General features: G+C 45.6%; 18 protein-coding genes. 11 read left to right on the forward strand and 7 right to left on the reverse strand.

Annotated elements, in window-relative coordinates; translation table 11 throughout:
• Positions 1–3 precede the first annotated feature (3 nt).
• Positions 4–459, reverse strand: coding sequence for an RDD family protein (locus F7R24_RS05760; protein ID WP_151670301.1), 456 nt, complete (start codon positions 457–459; stop codon positions 4–6).
• An 80-nt stretch (positions 460–539) separates the two neighbouring features.
• A complete protein-coding gene (locus F7R24_RS05765) occupies positions 540–1,340 on the reverse strand; it encodes a tetratricopeptide repeat protein (protein WP_151670302.1) in 801 nt (266 codons plus the stop codon).
• Positions 1,341–1,625: 285 nt separating this feature from the next.
• Here F7R24_RS05765 and F7R24_RS05770 point away from each other — a divergent pair, with 285 nt between their 5' ends.
• The 6 genes from F7R24_RS05770 to ung all read left to right on the forward strand — a co-directional run bounded on the left by F7R24_RS05770 (position 1,626) and on the right by ung (position 6,504).
• A complete protein-coding gene (locus F7R24_RS05770) occupies positions 1,626–1,955 on the forward strand; it encodes a phasin family protein (protein ID WP_151670303.1) in 330 nt (109 codons plus the stop codon).
• Positions 1,955–2,485, forward strand: a complete 531-nt coding sequence (gene fldB / locus F7R24_RS05775) for a flavodoxin FldB (protein ID WP_240776005.1) — start codon at positions 1,955–1,957, stop codon at positions 2,483–2,485. Before F7R24_RS05770 ends, fldB begins: the two co-directional genes overlap by 1 nt.
• Positions 2,486–2,557: 72 nt before the next feature.
• Complete coding sequence (locus tag F7R24_RS05780) at positions 2,558–2,992, forward strand: c-type cytochrome (protein ID WP_151670304.1); 435 nt, start codon at positions 2,558–2,560, stop codon at positions 2,990–2,992.
• A gap of 170 nt (positions 2,993–3,162) precedes the next feature.
• A complete protein-coding gene (gene prfB, locus F7R24_RS05785) occupies positions 3,163–4,257 on the forward strand; it encodes a peptide chain release factor 2 (protein ID WP_151670305.1) in 1,095 nt (364 codons plus the stop codon).
• A gap of 35 nt (positions 4,258–4,292) precedes the next feature.
• Entirely contained in the window at positions 4,293–5,798 is a 1,506-nt protein-coding gene (gene lysS / locus F7R24_RS05790; protein WP_151670306.1) for a lysine--tRNA ligase, read from the forward strand.
• Between the two features lie 22 nt (positions 5,799–5,820).
• Entirely contained in the window at positions 5,821–6,504 is a 684-nt protein-coding gene (gene ung, locus F7R24_RS05795; protein WP_151670307.1) for a uracil-DNA glycosylase, read from the forward strand.
• Between the two features lie 10 nt (positions 6,505–6,514).
• On the opposite strand, the gene ygfZ is transcribed toward ung, so the two are convergent.
• The 4 genes from ygfZ to rsgA form a co-directional block, all read right to left on the reverse strand.
• Entirely contained in the window at positions 6,515–7,468 is a 954-nt protein-coding gene (gene ygfZ, locus F7R24_RS05800) for a CAF17-like 4Fe-4S cluster assembly/insertion protein YgfZ (RefSeq protein ID WP_168926781.1), read from the reverse strand.
• 87 nt (positions 7,469–7,555) lie between these two features.
• On the reverse strand, positions 7,556–8,416 hold the full coding sequence (gene asd / locus F7R24_RS05805; RefSeq protein ID WP_151670309.1) for an archaetidylserine decarboxylase: 861 nt from the start codon (positions 8,414–8,416) through the stop codon (positions 7,556–7,558).
• Positions 8,413–10,065 (reverse strand): HDOD domain-containing protein, encoded by a 1,653-nt coding sequence (locus tag F7R24_RS05810; protein ID WP_151670310.1) that lies wholly within the window; start codon positions 10,063–10,065, stop codon positions 8,413–8,415. Before F7R24_RS05810 ends, asd begins: the two co-directional genes overlap by 4 nt.
• 34 nt (positions 10,066–10,099) lie before the next feature.
• Positions 10,100–11,125 (reverse strand): small ribosomal subunit biogenesis GTPase RsgA, encoded by a 1,026-nt coding sequence (gene rsgA / locus F7R24_RS05815; protein ID WP_151670311.1) that lies wholly within the window; start codon positions 11,123–11,125, stop codon positions 10,100–10,102.
• A 136-nt stretch (positions 11,126–11,261) separates the two neighbouring features.
• Between rsgA and orn the strand changes: the two genes are divergently transcribed.
• The gene (orn, locus tag F7R24_RS05820) at positions 11,262–11,804 is read left to right on the forward strand and encodes an oligoribonuclease (RefSeq protein ID WP_151670312.1); all 543 of its coding nucleotides are present in this window, start codon (positions 11,262–11,264) and stop codon (positions 11,802–11,804) included.
• Here orn and queG read toward each other — a convergent pair.
• On the reverse strand, positions 11,758–12,894 hold the full coding sequence (gene queG, locus F7R24_RS05825; protein WP_151670451.1) for a tRNA epoxyqueuosine(34) reductase QueG: 1,137 nt from the start codon (positions 12,892–12,894) through the stop codon (positions 11,758–11,760). The two genes, orn and queG, sit on opposite strands and share 47 nt — an antisense overlap.
• 36 nt (positions 12,895–12,930) lie before the next feature.
• Here queG and F7R24_RS05830 point away from each other — a divergent pair, with 36 nt between their 5' ends.
• The 4 genes from F7R24_RS05830 to mutL are packed head-to-tail and all read left to right on the forward strand — an operon-like array spanning position 12,931 to position 18,231.
• Complete coding sequence (locus tag F7R24_RS05830) at positions 12,931–14,448, forward strand: NAD(P)H-hydrate dehydratase (protein ID WP_338087090.1); 1,518 nt, start codon at positions 12,931–12,933, stop codon at positions 14,446–14,448.
• A complete protein-coding gene (gene tsaE, locus F7R24_RS05835) occupies positions 14,441–14,914 on the forward strand; it encodes a tRNA (adenosine(37)-N6)-threonylcarbamoyltransferase complex ATPase subunit type 1 TsaE (protein WP_240776006.1) in 474 nt (157 codons plus the stop codon). The genes F7R24_RS05830 and tsaE overlap by 8 nt, the downstream gene beginning before the upstream one ends.
• A 9-nt stretch (positions 14,915–14,923) precedes the next feature.
• Positions 14,924–16,357 (forward strand): N-acetylmuramoyl-L-alanine amidase, encoded by a 1,434-nt coding sequence (locus F7R24_RS05840; RefSeq protein WP_240776007.1) that lies wholly within the window; start codon positions 14,924–14,926, stop codon positions 16,355–16,357.
• A complete protein-coding gene (gene mutL, locus F7R24_RS05845; protein WP_151670314.1) occupies positions 16,357–18,231 on the forward strand; it encodes a DNA mismatch repair endonuclease MutL in 1,875 nt (624 codons plus the stop codon). The genes F7R24_RS05840 and mutL overlap by 1 nt, the downstream gene beginning before the upstream one ends.
• Positions 18,232–18,234 lie beyond the last annotated feature (3 nt).

An 18,234-nucleotide genomic window follows, 5' to 3' on the forward strand; every position in this document is an offset into this window, starting at 1 on the left:
CGATTAATCGTCAACTGGCTTGGTTTTCGGCAATTGAACCACACAGGTTTCAGACCATTTATCGTGCCATGCTAGACGTTCATCACTAAAAAGAACCCAGATATATCCTAATCCGAATGGAATCCAAGACAATATCGACAGCATGAAGCGCATTAAAGATCGACTCCAGCTAAGTTTATAGCCATCCAGTGTTTGAACTCGGATCCGCCAAGCCTGCATTCCTAATGTTTGACCATTTCGTGTCCAGAAGAAACCAAAAAATAGAAAGGTAATGATAAACAGGCTGGTGTTGAATAAAGGGCCTTCAACCGCCTCACCATCATTCAGCGCAACGGCAGCGAAACCGGTAATCATCCAAATGGCAACAATCAGCATCAGATCATAGGTCATGGCTAAAATCCGTTTACCAAAAGATGCTGGACGAGTATCTGGGATTTCTGTTCGAAAGGCGCGCTTCATCAAATCATACCTGAATAACTTAATGGAATTGGAAATAGAGAGCGTGACCCCTCAGCCTTGCTGAGGGGAAGGTCACTGATTTACTGTGAAATATAACGCTCTTTATAGCGTTCAGCTAAGGATTTGGCTGTTTCGATTTCTTCTTCATTTAACTTAAGAAGTAATCTGTCAGCGATGGGTCTTGCCGTTTGATCACCCAGGTCAGCCGCGTTTTTCAACCAGGCATAAGCAATGATATCAGTGTTATAACTATCGTCTTGACCGTGAGCAGTTGCATAAAGTGTACCCAAGAAGAACAGTGATTGTGTGTATCCACGTTCGGCTGCTTTACGATACCATTCTTCGGCAATAGCGTAATCCTGTTCTACACCGCTACCAAAATTGTAGCTGCGACCTAAGTTATGCCAAGCAGACAGTTCGCCTTGTTCGGCAGCACGTTGGAACCATTGGTAAGCAGCGTCTTTATCTCGCTCAACACCTTGACCAAACTCCAACATTTCACCGATACGGTTCTGCGCTTCGGCATTGCCAGCTTTAGCGATCGGCATAAGGCGCGAAAACTCTTGAGCAAAGGCTTTGTTTTGTAATGCACGAAGACTGGTAATGCTGTCTAAGTGTCCTTGGTTAGCACCTTGGCGATATAGGCGAGCAGCCTCTTCTTCATCTGCATTAACACCTAAGCCTTGCTCGTACATTTGTCCGAGTAAGTTACTGGCATCTGCATTACCTTCTCGCGCGAGGGGGCGAAGCTGATCTAATGCGACTGCGTAGTTTTGTGATTCAATTGCGCTTCTTGCGTCCTGCACCGTGTTTGCAGAAACAGCTCCCATTTGCAGTGTCAGCAGGAGGCCTGCTGTTGCTAGGAATGTTGATTTTTTCATTAAAACTAACCTTCTATTCATAACTGGATTATGAGCTGTGTTAAGTTGTTTTGGAACAATTTAACGTCTTTGTAGCAGCGAAGCTCTGCCGGTACTGACGCAGAGAAGAGTGTTTTTATTAGTTAAAATGAATAGTACCAAAAAAAGCGATCTACGACACCGTGCAAGTTTACGCAATATGCATCGAGTTAGAGCTGATTTGTGTCATGACTTGCATGAAAAAAGTCTATAATGACGTTACACTTAGTATTATTGTGGAAAAAATTATCTGCTAAGGAGTAGACAATGTTTCAGGATATGACCAAACACATGACCGATTCAATGGAGCCTTTCAAAGACTTCGTTAACATTCAAACCCGTATGTTGGAAGACCTAACTCGCCATCAAATGGACTGTACTAAGGCTTGTTTAGAAGCAACCATGCAGCAAACCAAGCAACTGCAGCAATGTAAAACTCCTGTTGATCTAATGGAGTTGCAGCAGGCATACGCAAAAGAGTTAGAAAAAACGTTGCGTTCAGCTAATGAACAAAATATGAAAGCCTTAAGCGATGCTCGTGAGGCAATGGAAAAATTGGCTAAAGGTTCTTTAGATAAGGCGACTGGTAAAAAGTAATGATGTTAACGCAGGATCTGGACGTAGGAGTTTTTTATGCGAGCACGACAGGTAATACGGAACAGATTGCAGAAAAAATAGCACTGTTGCTAGGTCCTCAAGCTAGGTGTCACGATATTTCCAGTGAAGGGTTTTCAGAGCTTGAAAACTATTCTTGTGTGATCATGGGGATTCCCACATGGGATTTCGGTGAGTTGCAAGAAGACTGGGCGATGCATTGGGATGATTTAAAAAAACATTCATTTAACGATGTTAAAGTCGCATTGTTTGGCCTTGGTGATCAAATTGGTTATGGCGAATGGTTTCAAGATGCCATGGGGCAGTTGCATGATCAGCTTGCTACTTTAGGTGCGCAAATGATTGGTTACTGGCCTGTTGAAGGCTATGACTTCGAAGCCTCTAAGGCCTTAACTGAAGATGGTCAATGGTTTGTTGGATTGGCGCTTGACGAAGACGGTCAATCCAGTTTAACTGATGACAGAATTGAGAAATGGCTAAAAGAAGTTTGCAATGCGTTTGAAGCTGAGTAGACTAGAAATTGATAAATTAGTCAGCACTGATATTTTGAGTGCGGTCTGTCAACGAAAAATAAGGATATAAATATGAAAAAACTAGCGCTTACTTGTTTAACGGCATCGTTACTGTTTGGTACTGGTATGGTGTTGGCTGATGCTGATGCTTCCATTGAGTATCGTCAATCCGTTTACAAAGTTGTTAAGTGGCATATGGACTCGCTGGGTGCGATGGCTCGCGGTGATGCTGAGTTTGATGCTGATGCTGCACTTCATCACTCACGTCAAGTTCATGCCTTAAGCTTCATGGCGAAAGAGGGTTTTGGTGAAGGTACACAAGGTGGTGACGCTAAGCCAGAAATTTGGGCGAACTGGGATCAGTTCTCCGGTGGTATGGAAAAGTTTCAAGAAGTGAGTGGTGCCATGGTTGCTGCTGCTGAAGAGGGAACTCTGCAAGCTTTGCGTCCAGCCGTCGGACAAATGGGTCAAACTTGCCGTACCTGTCACGATAACTTCCGCAACTGATTTTCAAGATCAGCTTAAGTTAGAGAGTTTGAGGTCGCAATTGCGGCCTCAATTGTTTAATCCCTGCTCAGAACATTCAATCCCTTTCGCATATCGGTTAGAATAGTGCTCTTTTTTTGATAGCCCTTTTTTGATAGCCCTTTTCCACAGCCGGAGTTCTAAGTTCTAAAATGGAAATCAATCCAATTCTTCTCAGTCTCAAAGATTACGCTGAGCGCACCAATACTCTTAAGCGTTATATGGATTACGACGGCAAACGTGAGCGTTTGGAAGAGGTCGAGCGAGAGCTTGAAAACCCCGATGTGTGGAATAATCCTGAAAATGCTCAGCAACTAGGTCGTGAGCGCAATAACCTAAGTAATACCGTCACTACATTAGACGATTTAACTTCCGGTGTTGCAGATGCCCGTGAACTACTCGATCTTGCCGTTGAAGAAGATGACGAAGACACCGTTGCTGAAGTGGTCAAAGAGCTGGAAGGTCTGGGTAAACGCTTAGAAGACCTTGAGTTTCGCCGAATGTTCTCGGGTGAAGCCGACCCTAACAATGCTTTCCTTGATATTCAGTCAGGTTCCGGCGGCACCGAAGCGCAGGATTGGGCGAATATGATGCTGAGAATGTATCTGCGCTGGGGGGAAGACAAAGGCTTCAAAACCGAGTTGATTGAAGTCTCGGATGGCGATGTGGCTGGTATTAAAAGTGCGACGATACGCTTTGAAGGTGAATACGCCTTTGGTTGGTTACGCACAGAAATCGGTGTGCATCGCCTTGTACGTAAATCACCCTTTGACTCGGGTGGTCGACGTCATACCTCCTTTGCCTCGGTATTCGTGTCGCCAGAAATCGATGATAACATTGATATAGAGATTAACCCTGCCGATCTTCGTGTTGATGTGTATCGTGCATCGGGTGCCGGTGGTCAGCACGTTAACCGAACCGAATCTGCTGTGCGTATTACTCACGAACCCTCTGGTATTGTGGTGCAAAGTCAGTCAGCACGTTCGCAGCATCAAAACCGTGATGTATGTATGAAGCAACTGCGCTCAAAACTTTATGAGATGGAAATGCTGAAGCGTAATGCCGCAGCACAAGAACTGGAGGACTCCAAAGCCGACATCGGCTGGGGTAGTCAAATTCGTTCTTATGTTTTAGATGATCAGCGTATCAAAGATCTTCGCACCGGTGTACAAACCTCTAACTGTGATCGCGTGTTAGATGGTGAACTGGATCAGTTTATTGTTGCCAGCTTAAAAGCCGGCCTTTGATTAATCGACAACCGACAGAATTAGGAAACAACTTCATGTCCGAAGTGAATCAACCCCAAGATGAAAACCGCCTTATTGCCGAGCGTCGAGAAAAACTGCGCCAGATACGTGCTGAAGGCAAAGCCTTTCCAAACACTTTCCGTCGTGACAGTTATGCGGCGGATATTCAAGCTGCTCATGCTGATAAAACTAAGGAAGAATTAGAAGCTGAAGGATTACAGATGAGTGTCGCTGGACGGGTGATGCTGAATCGCGGTGCTTTTATGGTACTGCAAGATATGACCGGCCGTATTCAGTTATATGTGAATAAAGAAGCGCGTGCTTTCGCTAAATCACTGGATTTAGGTGATATCATCGGTGTGAAGGGTGTGCTGCATAAGTCTGGCAAAGGTGATTTGTATGTCGATATGGCTGAGTTTGAGCTGCTGACCAAAAACCTGCGCCCACTGCCTGAAAAACATAAAGGTCTGCAAGATACTGAAATGCGTTACCGTCAGCGTTATGTTGACTTGATTACCAATGAAAGCTCAAGACGAGTCTTCGAAGTACGTTCAAAAATTGTTTCCGGTATTCGTCAGTATTTATCGGCTCGTCGCTTTATTGAAGCTGAAACGCCGATGCTGCATGGCATTCCTGGTGGTGCAACGGCGCGTCCATTCGTGACGCATCACAATGCCTTAGACCTTGATATGTATCTACGTATCGCACCCGAGTTGTACTTGAAGCGTTTAGTCGTGGGTGGTTTTGAGCGAGTGTTTGAGATCAACCGTAACTTCCGTAATGAAGGATTATCGACTCGTCATAACCCTGAATTTACCATGATCGAATTCTATCAGGCCTACGCCGATTACCACGACCTGATGGATTTGACCGAAGATATGTTGCGCACCTTGGCGAAAGATATCCTTGGCACCACCACCATCGTGAATACCGTGCGTAATGAAGATGGCGAGGTGTTAGAAAGCTTTGAGTATGACTTAAGCAAGCCTTTCCGTCGCATCAGTGTATTTGACTCTATTCTGCATTATAACCCTGACATTAAGCCGGAAGCGCTTGCTGATGATCATGCTGCTCGTCAAATTGCTGAGCGTTTGCATATCGACTTGATGGATAATTGGGGCTTAGGTCGCGTACAGATGGAGATCTTTGATAAAACTGTTGAGCATCATCTGGATCAACCAACCTTTATCACCGAATACCCAACCGAGGTGAGTCCTCTGGCGCGTCAAAATGATAGCAACCCTCATGTCACTGATCGTTTTGAGTTCTTTGTCGGTGGACGTGAGTTGGCCAATGGCTTCTCGGAGTTAAATGACCCTGAAGATCAAGCAGCACGTTTCCGTGCTCAGGTTGAAGAAAAGGATGCTGGCGATGATGAAGCGATGCACTACGATGCAGACTACATCAACGCATTGGAGTATGGTTTACCACCTACTGCAGGTGAAGGTATCGGTATCGATCGATTAGTGATGTTGTTTACCGACTCACCTTCAATTCGTGACGTCATCCTGTTCCCTGCCATGCGCCCGCGCAGTCAGTAGACGCTGAAGAGGTTTTTTGATCATGGCATTAGAGAACGCACCCAGTTGGAAGCCGTTTCTTGATCCAGAGTTTGAAAAGCCTTATATGCAGGCGTTGAAGCAGTTTTTAAGAAGCGAGAAAGATCAGCATAAAGTGATCTTTCCGCCTTCTTCCGACTGGTTTCACGCGTTAGAAGTAACTCCTCTCGATCAAGTCAACGTCGTGATTTTGGGTCAAGACCCTTATCATCAACCGGGACAGGCGCATGGCTTGTGCTTTTCTGTGAAACCCGGTGTACGCATTCCTCCCTCGTTGCAAAATATTTACAAAGAATTGAAAACCGATTTAGGTATTGATCAGCCCGGCCATGGGTTTTTAGATCCTTGGGCAACTCAGGGTGTGTTATTGATCAATGCTGTGTTGACGGTTGAGCAAAGCAATGCCAATGCTCATCAAGGAAAAGGTTGGGAAATCTTTACTGACCGCATTATTGAGTTGGTTAATGAACAGTGTGATCATGCGGTGTTTATGCTTTGGGGGAGTTACGCGCAGAAGAAAGGTTCAGGTATCGATAACCAAAAGCACCTTGTTCTGAAGGCTCCTCATCCATCACCTCTCTCTGCTCATCGGGGGTTTTTAGGCTGTCAGCATTTTAGTCAGGCGAATGAGTGGTTGATCAGTCAAGGAAAAACGCCGATCAACTGGCAGTTGCCGGCATTAGATTGAACCTTGCTATTCAGCGTTTACTTTCAAATAAACGATCATCTAAAGTGTAGGGTAAATCCAACAGCTTAATAGCAACATGATCTGCAAACCATAATGCATCTTGCTCTGCTCTATCTTTGACAATAACGGCTAGCATTTCGTAAACACCTGATTCTTCTGTTTCGGCTACCAACACGATCTGACCAACACCTTCTTTGTCATCACAGTGGATCATGCTGCCGATCTGAGGTGTTTCAGACGCTTTACAGGTCACGCGATACATTGGACGTTTAAGTATGCCGCGATGTTGTAAGCGGGTAATGATTTCTTGCCCAGTGTAGCAACCTTTTTTGAAGTTTATGCCCTCAAATACCTGAAGATTAAGCATTTGCGGAATAAAAAGCTCTGAGGTTTCTTCTCGAAGATCTGCAATACCCTCACGTATCTCATGCAGTATCCATTGTTCCAGCGTCATCTCTTCAGTCGTTTGTGCAAGTGATTCTAGTAAGGACTTGGCAGTGGCCTCTGTTGTCCAAAATTCATATCGATTGGCTTGAATACAGCAAAGAATACCGGTTTCAGTCACTAAGGTATGAGACGGGGTTGTTGGCAACTTCTCCGCTGCTATATCCAATAAACTAGGTAATGTTTGAGTCAGATCCGTGCCGTAAAAGCCTATCCCTCTGGCTTTTGTTTCTATATTCGCGGTGGCTTTAGAAAAAATGATATATTTTTTTAGCTGGGCAAGCGCTTTTTCAGCCAAAGAGGTATGAGATCTAAGCAGAAAACACGCATCACTGTTTGCCATCACTCTAAAAAGCGAGATCATATGGCCCTTAATATTGCAGTGTGCTCCTAAGCGGCTTCCTTCTTTAACCACATCACGAAGATCACAGCTGAGCTGCCCTTGTAAAAAGGTAAATGCATCCTTTCCCTCAACTTGAATCAGTTGTTGATGACTCAGTGGTGTGTAAAAGCAGTTCATAGTGAGATCCATACAACCTATTTATAGTAATGATTGAGTGCAGTTCTTTGCAGCTATTCTGCCGTCGTTCTATTTTTATCTATAGAGCTATTGAGTTGTGGCTAGCTTGGCTATACCGCGGCCTAATTTGACGCCACTTCCTGCGCTAAGTTCACTATTCCACTGCAAGGCATTTTCACCAAAGAGAAGAATGACCGTAGAACCTAGTTTAAAGCGTCCCATCTCTTCACCTCGTGTTAGCGTAATGAGATCTTCATAGCGTTTACCGAGCACTAAGGGTGTTTTCAGTACCGGTGCAACATGCCCTTGCCAAACAACTTCAATGCCGGCCACGATCATAGCGCCGACAAGCACCATCGCCATAGGTCCAATTTCCGTATCAAAGATAGCCACTAACCGTTCGTTACGTGCAAACAGCTGGTCTACACCTTCTGCAGTAACCTGATTCACCGACCATAAATCACCCGGTACATAAACGGTTTCACGAAGTACGCCACTGATCGGCATGTGCACTCGATGGTAATCCTTAGGTGATAGGTAAATAGTGGCAAATTCACCATTTATAAAAGGTTCAGCGCGTTTTAGATCACCCCCCAGTAGCGTGGTTAAACCGTAATCACGTCCTTTCGCTTGGAAAATTCTGCCATGCTCTATCTTACCCAATTGACTAATGGCACCATCAGCAGGCGAGATCAGTACATCAGGATCACTGTCAATAGGTCTTGCTTCTGGTTTTAACGCACGGGTAAAAAAGGCATTGAAGCTTGGGTAGGCGAGGGGGTTCTCTTCAGCCGCTTCGGTCATATTGATTTGGTATTGGCGATTAAACCAACGGATGAAGCCGTTTTTAACCCACGCTGTTTTGCAGTCTGCTAATCGACCCACAAGGCGGGATAAAAGATGTTGAGGAACGAGGTATTGAAAAAAAATAAAGAGACGATTTTTCACTGTTTTTCCTGTGGTAAGTTTTTTAAAGCTTGGTTAGCCGCAGTGCATAAGAAGCGAAAGCGATCGGCAAGAAATTTGTTTAAGGGTGGGGCATCCTGTCCATGATCAGCATAAACCATCACTAAGGGGCCCTTCGGGTCAAATAACGACATTAATAACCAGTCATTATTAGGCATGATTTGTTCTAGTTGAGCAGGAATGAGTGGCAGCAAGCGTTGGCTCGTGTCACTGGAAAACCAGACAAAGGTGGCTTTAGTCAATGCACGCTTGAAAATGCTAGGGATTTTGAGATCCGCAGAGAAGCTTTTCAACGGATCATCAGGATTAAATCCACTATTTAACAGTGGCTTCAAGCGAGCTTCTTTTTGAGAAACTTGAAAAATTAATACACGTTTAATGCCAAGCCCTTCAGCTAGACCTTTGTGAAGCTGCTTAATAATATGCCCTGCTTTAATAAAATGTTTCGCTTCTGCAAGTGATTGAAATTCGGCGCTGATGGCGTCGAATCTCTGCTTATCTAAGAAGTCACTGGGTATCGCAGCGGGTTTAATTTCTGCAGCTGATCTTGGTGTTGTAGTAGCAGGTTTGTCAGTCTTTACAACAACTTTAGGTGTTTGTTCAGATAGCTTTTGTCTTTCTTTCTCGCCGATCATGCCGATAAAATGAGCGGATTTTCGAGTATCTGGAAGTAATAAAATTTCAGCTGCCGGAGAAAGTACACCTGGCTGATGATATTCTCGAGCGGATTGCGCGCATTGACTGTGCAGATGAGCTAGGGCGAGATCTTTATCCATTGCAAGGTAGTCGCTGATAATCTCGTAAAGTCTTTTGGCTTTAGGTGTATTCCAGCCACGTGTTGCGGTTAGGGCCAGCCAATTAGCCAGTTTGACTGGAAACAAAGGCTGTTGGAAAAAGTGATTAATTTCTCTAAGTGCTTCACCCTCAAGGCGAGGGTCACCCATCGCCTTCATATGTAACTTACTCAGTAGGTCAGAAGAGGGTGAGGTGTCATGACTCAGAGCAGTGACTGTTAACTCCGGTAGGTTCAAGTGTTTAGCTAGATGATGACCGACTGACTGAAGGGTGCAGCCAAAAACATCATATTCAGCCAAGGCAACATCAACGCCCTCAACGAGAACTTTTCGTTGATAAGCTTCCTTATGAAGAGGGGCGTACAGCCAAGCAAACCAATGAACACAACCATAAAGGAGTGCCGCTAATTTAATCTCCTCCGCTTGTGCAAGATGTTTAAGGCGAGCAAACTCAGCTGCTTGAGTGGATGCATGGTGACTATCAGCGACAGCGCGCATAAACAATGTATGCACTGTACTTAGCGGGTTTAATTTAAATCCCTGTGAGCTTTTTAGTAATTCTTCAATTTTGTCGAAACCAAGAGATTGTACAGCGTGGTCGATGCTGGCAACTCGGGTTCCTTTGGGTGTCAACAATGCCTGCGCAGCTCTGGTAACTTGAAACACCATCATGGGATCAGTGCGAATAATCGGCGCAAGGCTTAGCAGGTTGCTACTGGGTGAATCAATGGTTTTACGCAATCGCACCAGCGTACTTGCCCTAACTGGTAATGGCTTGTCAATAAAGAAGTCTAGCCACTCATCTAAATTGGTCGGTGATTGCGATTTACGTGACATCCGGTTAACTCGACTGGCCAGAGATAAGTTAAGTTTACAGCGTTTCCTGCATAGAGTTAAGAATCATGCGGTAACTACGAAAACGTTGCTCCGTGATTTCACCCTGTTCTACTGCCTGCAAAAGTGCGCAGCCTGGCTCTTGAAGGTGCTTACAGTCTCTGAAGCGGCAGTGACCAATAAAGGGTCTGAATTCAATAAATCCATCTAACACTTGCTCCTCATCCATATGCCATAAACCAAACTCACGGATGCCCGGCGAGTCGATAAGATCACCACCATCGGGCATGTGGAATAAACGAGCAGTTGTCGTGGTGTGACGCCCTTTACCACTTTGCTCAGACAGTTCACCTACTTTCAGATCTATGCCAGGTAGCAGCGCATTAATGAGTGATGATTTTCCTACACCCGATTGGCCGACAAAAACACTGATACGATGATTCAATTGAGCCTTCAGTTCATCTAAGGTTTCATCACGACCTGCGGAAGTATGAATAATTTTGTAACCAATATTCTGATAAATTTCTAGCATTGGCATCAGCCATTGAGCGTTTTCGTCGTTAATGAGATCGGTTTTATTCAGCAGTAAAATGGGCTCGATTTCAGATCGCTCGCAGGCGATAAGATAACGATCAATTAAATTGGCATGCGCTCTGGGTTCAGGTGCTAGAGTAATAATAATTTGATCAATATTTGCAGCAACGGGTTTTAGCTCACCATGGTTGTTGGGGCGTTGTAGTTGAGTTTTACGAGGGTTAACGGCCACCACAACGCCGCCGTCCGGTGAGCGACACCAAATCACTTGATCGCCAGTGACTAATTGCCCAAGGTGAGTTCGTAAATGACAGCGAACAATCTCTCCTTGCTGGCTTCCTACCAGTACTTCAACATCGACCTGTTTACCATAGTGAGAGATAATCAGTCCTTGCTGTTCAGGTCCTAGCTCACCACCAGAAAGTTGTTTTTCAATCTGTGAGTCACGTTTTAAAGCACGATTGGCACGTTCTTCCTGAATTTTATCGATGCGCCATGACTGGCGACGCGTTACTTTACGTTTGCTCATTGGTGATTGACTATTCCTGCTCTCAAGGTTTTTTTGCGGGTGTTGTTAAGCTTCGCACTTTGGTGTCAATAAGGTACTCTATAGTCAGAAATTAATACAGTCAGACTTTGCTGACTTGAGTAGGGGAGAAAGGTGAATGCCGCGCGAAAGTGCATTGCTATGGATTGATCTGGAGATGACCGGTCTTGATCCAGAAAAAGATCGAATTATTGAAATGGCCGCTATCGTGACCGATGCAGATTTAAACCCCCTAGCAGAAAGTCCAGTGATTACCGTGAATCAACCTGATTCATTATTAGCACAAATGGATGAATGGTGTACCAAGCAGCATGGTCAGTCGGGTTTAACTGCCAGAGTGCGCGAAAGCAAAACGACAGAAGCTGAAGCCGAAAAGATCATGTTAACGTTTATGCGCCAATTTACCGATAAAGGTGTGTCGCCGATGTGTGGTAATAGCATCGGTCAGGATCGTCGTTTTTTAGTGAAATATATGCCCGAACTTGAAGCACACTTTCACTATCGAAATATTGATGTCAGCACCATCAAAGAGTTGGCCAAACGTTGGAAGCCTTCCATCATGAATGGATTCAAAAAGAAGGGAGCACATTTGGCGCTGGATGATATTCGAGACTCTATCGAAGAGTTACGTCATTATCGCCGTCACCTGTTTCGTTTGTAAGCTGTTGAATAGCCCAATGGATATGTTCAGCTAATAGCGCTGAACAATCTGGTTGTTGCAGTCGACGTATCAAGGTGTCAATAACCTCTGTGCCGCCAGCACTGTTGCCTAAAGCGATTGCTATATTGCGCTGCCAGCCTTCAAAACCGGTTCGGCGAATCGCTGAACCTTCGGTTCGTTTCAAAAAAGTCGCCTCATCCCACTGGAATAACGAAATTAGATCAGCGTCATCAAGGTGGTGACGTGGTTTAAAATCATCTTCATGACTGTGCTGTGCAAAACGATTCCAAGGACAAAAAAGCTGACAGTCGTCGCAACCAAAAATACGGTTACCCATAGGTTTGCGAAACTCTTCAGGAATGGATCCTTTGTGCTCAATGGTTAAATAGGAAATGCAGCGGCGTGCATCTAGCACATAGGGTTGAGGAAACGCCTTGGTTGGGCATACATCCAGACAAGCGGTGCATTTTCCACAATGGCCCTTTTCTTCAGGCGGATCGATGGGTAAGGGTAAGTTGATAAATAACTCACCCAAAAAGAACCATGAGCCAGCCTCTCGATTCAGTAACAGTGTGTGTTTACCAATCCAGCCTAAGCCCGCATTTCTTGCAATAGGACGTTCTAGAACCGGAGCACTGTCGACAAAGGGGCGAAATAGGGTTTCTTGCTGCAGGTGCAGCTCAATCCTTTGACCCAGTTGTTTGAGCTTTTTTCTCATCAGTTTGTGGTAATCACGGCCCAGAGTATAGCGTGCTATATAGGCTTTATTGGGATTGTCTAGTATGGATAAGGTTTCTACACCTGCAGGTAGGTAATCCATCCGCACACTGATAATACGTTGAGTGTTTGGGTGCAATTGACTTGCATCTAAGCGCTTATCGCGATGATCTCCAAGCCACCTCATCTCCCCTTGCATCCCTTCATTTAGCCATTTATCAAGTGGTTCAGCTTCAGCAGACAGGTCTGTTCCAGTAATACCGCATTGGGCAAAACCTAGCTCGCTAGCCCACTGTTTGATTAACTCAGCAAGGTGCTGAATTTCGAATGTTCCTGTGAGAGGATGATTTTGCTTGCTCTGTTCGTTGTGCATGCCAGAATAGCTATCAAAGGTTAAGGAGAAAGCGGCATGATGACTCGAACCACACTGCCAGCCACAGTATACACGGCTGAACAAACCCGTGCTCTAGATGCGTTAGCCACAGAAGTATTTGGCATTCCTGGTTTTCGTTTGATGCAGCGCGCAGGTCATGCGCTTTTTGCGTTGATCATGCATCAATGGCCTGAGGTACGCAGTCTCAGCATTTTTTGCGGCACGGGAAATAATGGTGGAGATGGATTGATTGTCGCAGCCCTTGCTCAACAACAAGGAATACAGGTTCAAGTGTTAACTTTTGGACACCTTCCTTTTGAAGATCAATTGGTGGGTGAAGCCTTAGAAGCCTGCCGTTGGGCAGAGAGTTTGGGCGTCAGTTGGCAAGCCTGGCAGCCACATATTGAGATACAAGGAGAGGTCATTGTTGATGCCATGCTCGGGACGGGATTAGCCGGTGATGTCAGAGGTGATGTTCGAGATGCGATTATTAAGTTGAATCAGCAGCACCGGCCTGTCGTGGCTGTGGATATTCCATCAGGTCTATGCAGTGATACCGGAGAGGTAATGGGTGTTGCTGTTCGAGCTGAATTCACCCTAACTTTTATTGGTGTTAAACAGGGATTGCTGACGAATGCTGGTGTTGATTATTCAGGTCAGGTTTTATTTGATAATTTACGTGTTCCGGATGAACTCTATGAGCGTGTACCGGTCAGTATTTTTCGGACAGAGCAGCAAGACCTGATCGAACTCTTGCCGAAACGTAAGCGCTCTTCACATAAGGGTATTTATGGTCATCTTCTGGTCGTGGGTGGTGGCCATGGGTTGGGTGGTGCTGCATTGATGGCAGCTCAGAGCTCAGCAAGAAGTGGTTCGGGGTTAACTTCTCTAGCGACACTTCCAGAACATGTCATGGCAGCACTGACGCGCCAACCTGAGCTGATGGTTCAAGGTGTCTTGGATAGTCAAACGTTAGTCTCAATGATAACGAAAGCGACTGTTTTGGTGGTAGGGCCTGGTCTTGGAGACAGTGCTTGGAGTGATATGGTCATGCAACAAGTGCTAAATAGTCGTTTGCCCCAAGTACTTGATGCCGATGCGTTACATTATTTGAAGCTTAATCCTGTCGTTAATTCAAAACGCATTATTACACCGCATCCGGGTGAGGCTGCCAGTTTGCTAGGGTGGGATGTCGCAGAAGTTCAGCAAGATCGTTTTGCCGCAGTTAGGGCGCTTCAGCATCGCTATGGCGGCGTAGTGGTTCTTAAGGGGGCTGGAACCCTGACATTCGATGGTGACGTCATTCATCTGTGCAGTGACGGTAATCCAGGTATGGCCAGTGGCGGTATGGGGGATGTCTTAGCAGGGATTATCGGAGCCTTAATGGCTCAAGGTTTGAAGCCGATTGATGCCGCTCGTTTAGGTGTCTATGCGCATGCTCAAGCGGCAGATCTGTGTGCTGCTAAGCAAGGAGAAATAGGGCTGTTAGCAACGGATTTGATTACAAGATTACCCTATATTTTGAATGCTAAAGAGGAGTTTTTCGTTGAGTAATTCGTTTTTTTTGGCTGATGATCAAGCAACGGTTCAGTTCGGTCGAGTTTTGGCTGAAGCTGTTGGCATAGAAGGTGCTGTGGTTTTTCTCAGAGGTAACTTGGGTATGGGGAAAACAACCTTATGTCGCGGTGTCATGGGTTTTTGGGGGCATACAGGTGCGGTTAAAAGTCCTACCTATACCCTCGTTGAACCCTATGAATTTGATACCACAAAAGTCTATCATTTTGATCTTTATCGATTAGGTGATCCTGAAGAGTTGGAGTTTCTTGGCATTCGTGATTATTTTGATGAAACTTCCTTGTGCTTAATTGAGTGGCCAGAAAAAGGGCAGGGGATGCTACCTGTTGCAGATTTGGAACTCTCCTTGAGTGAAAAAAATCAAGGAAGAGAGATAAAATGGTCAAAAAACACTCAAAAAGGGTGTATCATTGCCGATAGAATAGTAAACAAATTGAATGGGTAAGCGCACATTGTGAAAGTAAATACTCGCACAATCGCCATATTTATAATACTGCTGATGGTCACTCTGGTGCCAGGCTTTGCTACGGCAAATGTCGATGTACAGAATGTGCGAGCGTGGCTGGCTCCTGACAATACGCGCTTAGTCTTTGATATTAGTGCACCTGTAGAGCATCGTATCTTTATGCTCGAAAGTCCTGATCGTGTTGTTATCGATGTGCGCAACGCTCGATTAAAAACGGAATTTGATCATTTGGCGCTTGCTGACAGTCCAGTTTCTAGTATTAGGCATAGTCACAGCGATGGCACCCTTCGCATCGTGCTGGATCTAAAAGCCAATGTGAATCCAAAAAGTTTTGACCTGCCGCCCAATGATCAATTTGGTCATCGTTTGGTCATCGATCTTGAAACGCCGGCGAATAGTCTTGCTGCTTCAACCTCTGTGGTAACTCCAGTAAACACAGTGGCAACGTCGACTACCACTAATTCAGCCAATGAAGTATCGACTCCCGTTGCGACAGCCACACCTCCGGCAAATGGAAAGGGAAATTTACGCGATATCATTGTTGCGATTGATGCGGGTCACGGTGGTGAAGATCCAGGTGCTATTGGTCCAAACGGTACGCGTGAAAAAGATGTTGTATTGGCGATAGCTAGAGAATTGAAAAGATTGATCGATGCCGAACAGGGTTACCAAGCGGTCTTGATCCGAAATGGCGATTATTTTGTCAGTCTTAGAAATCGTGTGCTGAGGGCTCGTCAGGCGAATGCAGATCTTTTTGTGTCCATTCATGCGGATGGTTGGAAAACACCAACGGCAAGAGGTGCTTCAATTTGGGTGCTATCTGAACGGGGTGCCAGTAGTGAAATGGGTCGATGGCTTGCCAGTCGTGAAAATAGCGCTGACTTGATCGGAGGAGTGGGCAACGTCAGTCTTGAAGACAAAGATGAAGTGCTAGCAAGTGTGCTGCTAGATATGTCCATGACTGCCAGTAGAACAGGTAGTCGTGAGGTTGCCAACATCATTCACAGTAATGTCAGTCAGTTTGCTAGAATGCACAAGCCTAATGTTGAAATGGCTAATTTTGCCGTTCTACGAGCGCCTGATGTTCCGTCTATTCTCATAGAGACAGGGTTTATTACGAATCCTCAAGAGGAAGCTCAGTTACGTACCTCGGCTTATCAGCAACGCATGGCTAGAGCCATACTGCAAGGTATCCAAGACTATTTTTGGCAGAAACCGCCGGATATGACCTGGATAGCTTGGCGAAAAACTCAAGGTGGTGCCGTGGCTGGTGGTAATCGTACGCATCGAGTACAACCGGGTGATACCTTGTCAGTGATAGCCGTCAGAAATGGCGTATCCGTATCAGCATTGCGTGCGGCAAATCAAATTAATGGAGATCAGATTCGAGTCGGTCAGGTCTTAAGGATTCCTGCTGGTTAATGCAAACAAAACAGAGCGTCAAATTTAACCCTATCAGACTCTTATCTCCGCAACTGGCCAACCAGATAGCTGCCGGTGAGGTGGTTGAGCGCCCTGCTTCAGTCGTTAAAGAGTTGTTAGAAAATAGTCTTGACGCTGGCGCGCGCGCTGTCTCTCTTGAGGTGGAGCAGGGTGGGGTTCGACTGATTCGTATTAGAGATGATGGTGTTGGGGTTAATAGAGATCAGCTACCCTTGGCTCTTAGTCGTCATGCAACCTCTAAAATCAGTGCTTTGGAAGATTTAGAAGCGGTTCTTAGTCTTGGGTTTCGTGGAGAAGCACTGGCTAGTATCAGTTCAGTTTCTCGGCTGACCTTAACATCCAGAACGGCTGAGCAATCAGAGGCTTGGGCGGTCGCTGTTGAAGGCCGTGATATGGAGCCTAACTTATCGCCTGCTGCGCATCCAACGGGTACCACCGTAGAGGTACGAGACCTTTTTTTTAACACACCTGCTCGACGCAAATTCTTGCGAACTGAAAAAACAGAGTTTAATCACCTCGAAGAGGTGGTTCGTCGACTTGCGCTAAGTCGATTTGATGTCAGCTTTACGCTTGCTCATAATGCTAAAACGCTTTATCAGTTGAAGCCTGCTCAATCAGACATAGAGCAGGAGAGGCGTTTGTCTTTATTACTAGGGCAGCCATTTATTGAGCATGCGTTGGTCGTTGATATGCATGCTGAAGCATCCGGTTTACGACTTTATGGCTGGATAACACAGCCCACTCATTCTCGCAGCCAAGCTGATCAGCAATATTTCTTTGTTAATGGCCGAATTATTAAAGACAAAGTGGTCAGTCATGCGGTGCGTCAAGCCTATCAAGACGTTCTCTATAATGGTCGACACCCCGCGTTTGTGCTGTATCTGGAGTTAGATCCGGCTTTGGTTGATGTCAATGTACACCCGACTAAGCATGAAGTGCGCTTTCGTGAAAGTCGCTTAGTGCATGATTTTATCTATCGCTCTTTGCATCGTGTGATTGCACAGATGACCCCTGCTAGCGTGATAGAGTCAACAGCACAAACAGCACAGCAGCCTGTTCATGTGTCGCCTAATCAAACGTTTGATCAAAGTCGTTTTCATTTACCACCCCAAGCGGCAGCATCACCATCGGCTAGGGCGGTTGAGCGACAAATTCACCACTATGGTCAGTTATACCCTCAAACCTCTGTAGATACCGTGATTGCTCAAAAAAACAGCAGTCTTGATGGACATGCTATCGCAGGTGTTGCGGAACAAAGTGCGGATGGAACACCGCCGTTAGGTTTCGCTCTGGCTCAGTTGCATGGTGTTTATATCTTGTCGCAATCATCAACGGGTCTTATTTTGGTTGATATGCATGCGGCACATGAACGTATTGTTTATGAACGTATGAAGCTGGCACTGACTGAAGATCGTCTTCGAAGTCAGCCATTATTGGTTCCTGTCAGTATGGCGGTAAGCCGTCGTGAGGCAGAAACCGCTGAGGTTAATACGGAATTATTTGAGCGTTTAGGCTTTCTTGTGCAGCGCTTGGGTGATGAAACGCTCGTGATTCGAGAAGTACCGGTTTACCTTGCTAAATCGGATGTATCTCAGTTAGTCAGGGATGTGTTGGCTGACGTGCAAGAGCTAGGTGGAAGTCAGCGTATTGAAAATCAGATTAATGAATTGCTAGGAACGATGGCCTGTCATGGTGCCGTCCGAGCCAATCGTCAATTAACCTTAACCGAAATGAATGCGCTTCTGCGCGATATGGAACAGACCGAACGCAGTGGTCAGTGTAATCATGGGCGTCCAACTTGGATAAGCCTAAGTATGTCTGAATTGGATAAGTTGTTTCTTCGTGGCCAATAATTC

The organism is Nitrincola schmidtii, assembly GCF_008973715.1.
Lineage (GTDB): Bacteria > Pseudomonadota > Gammaproteobacteria > Pseudomonadales > Balneatricaceae > Nitrincola > Nitrincola schmidtii.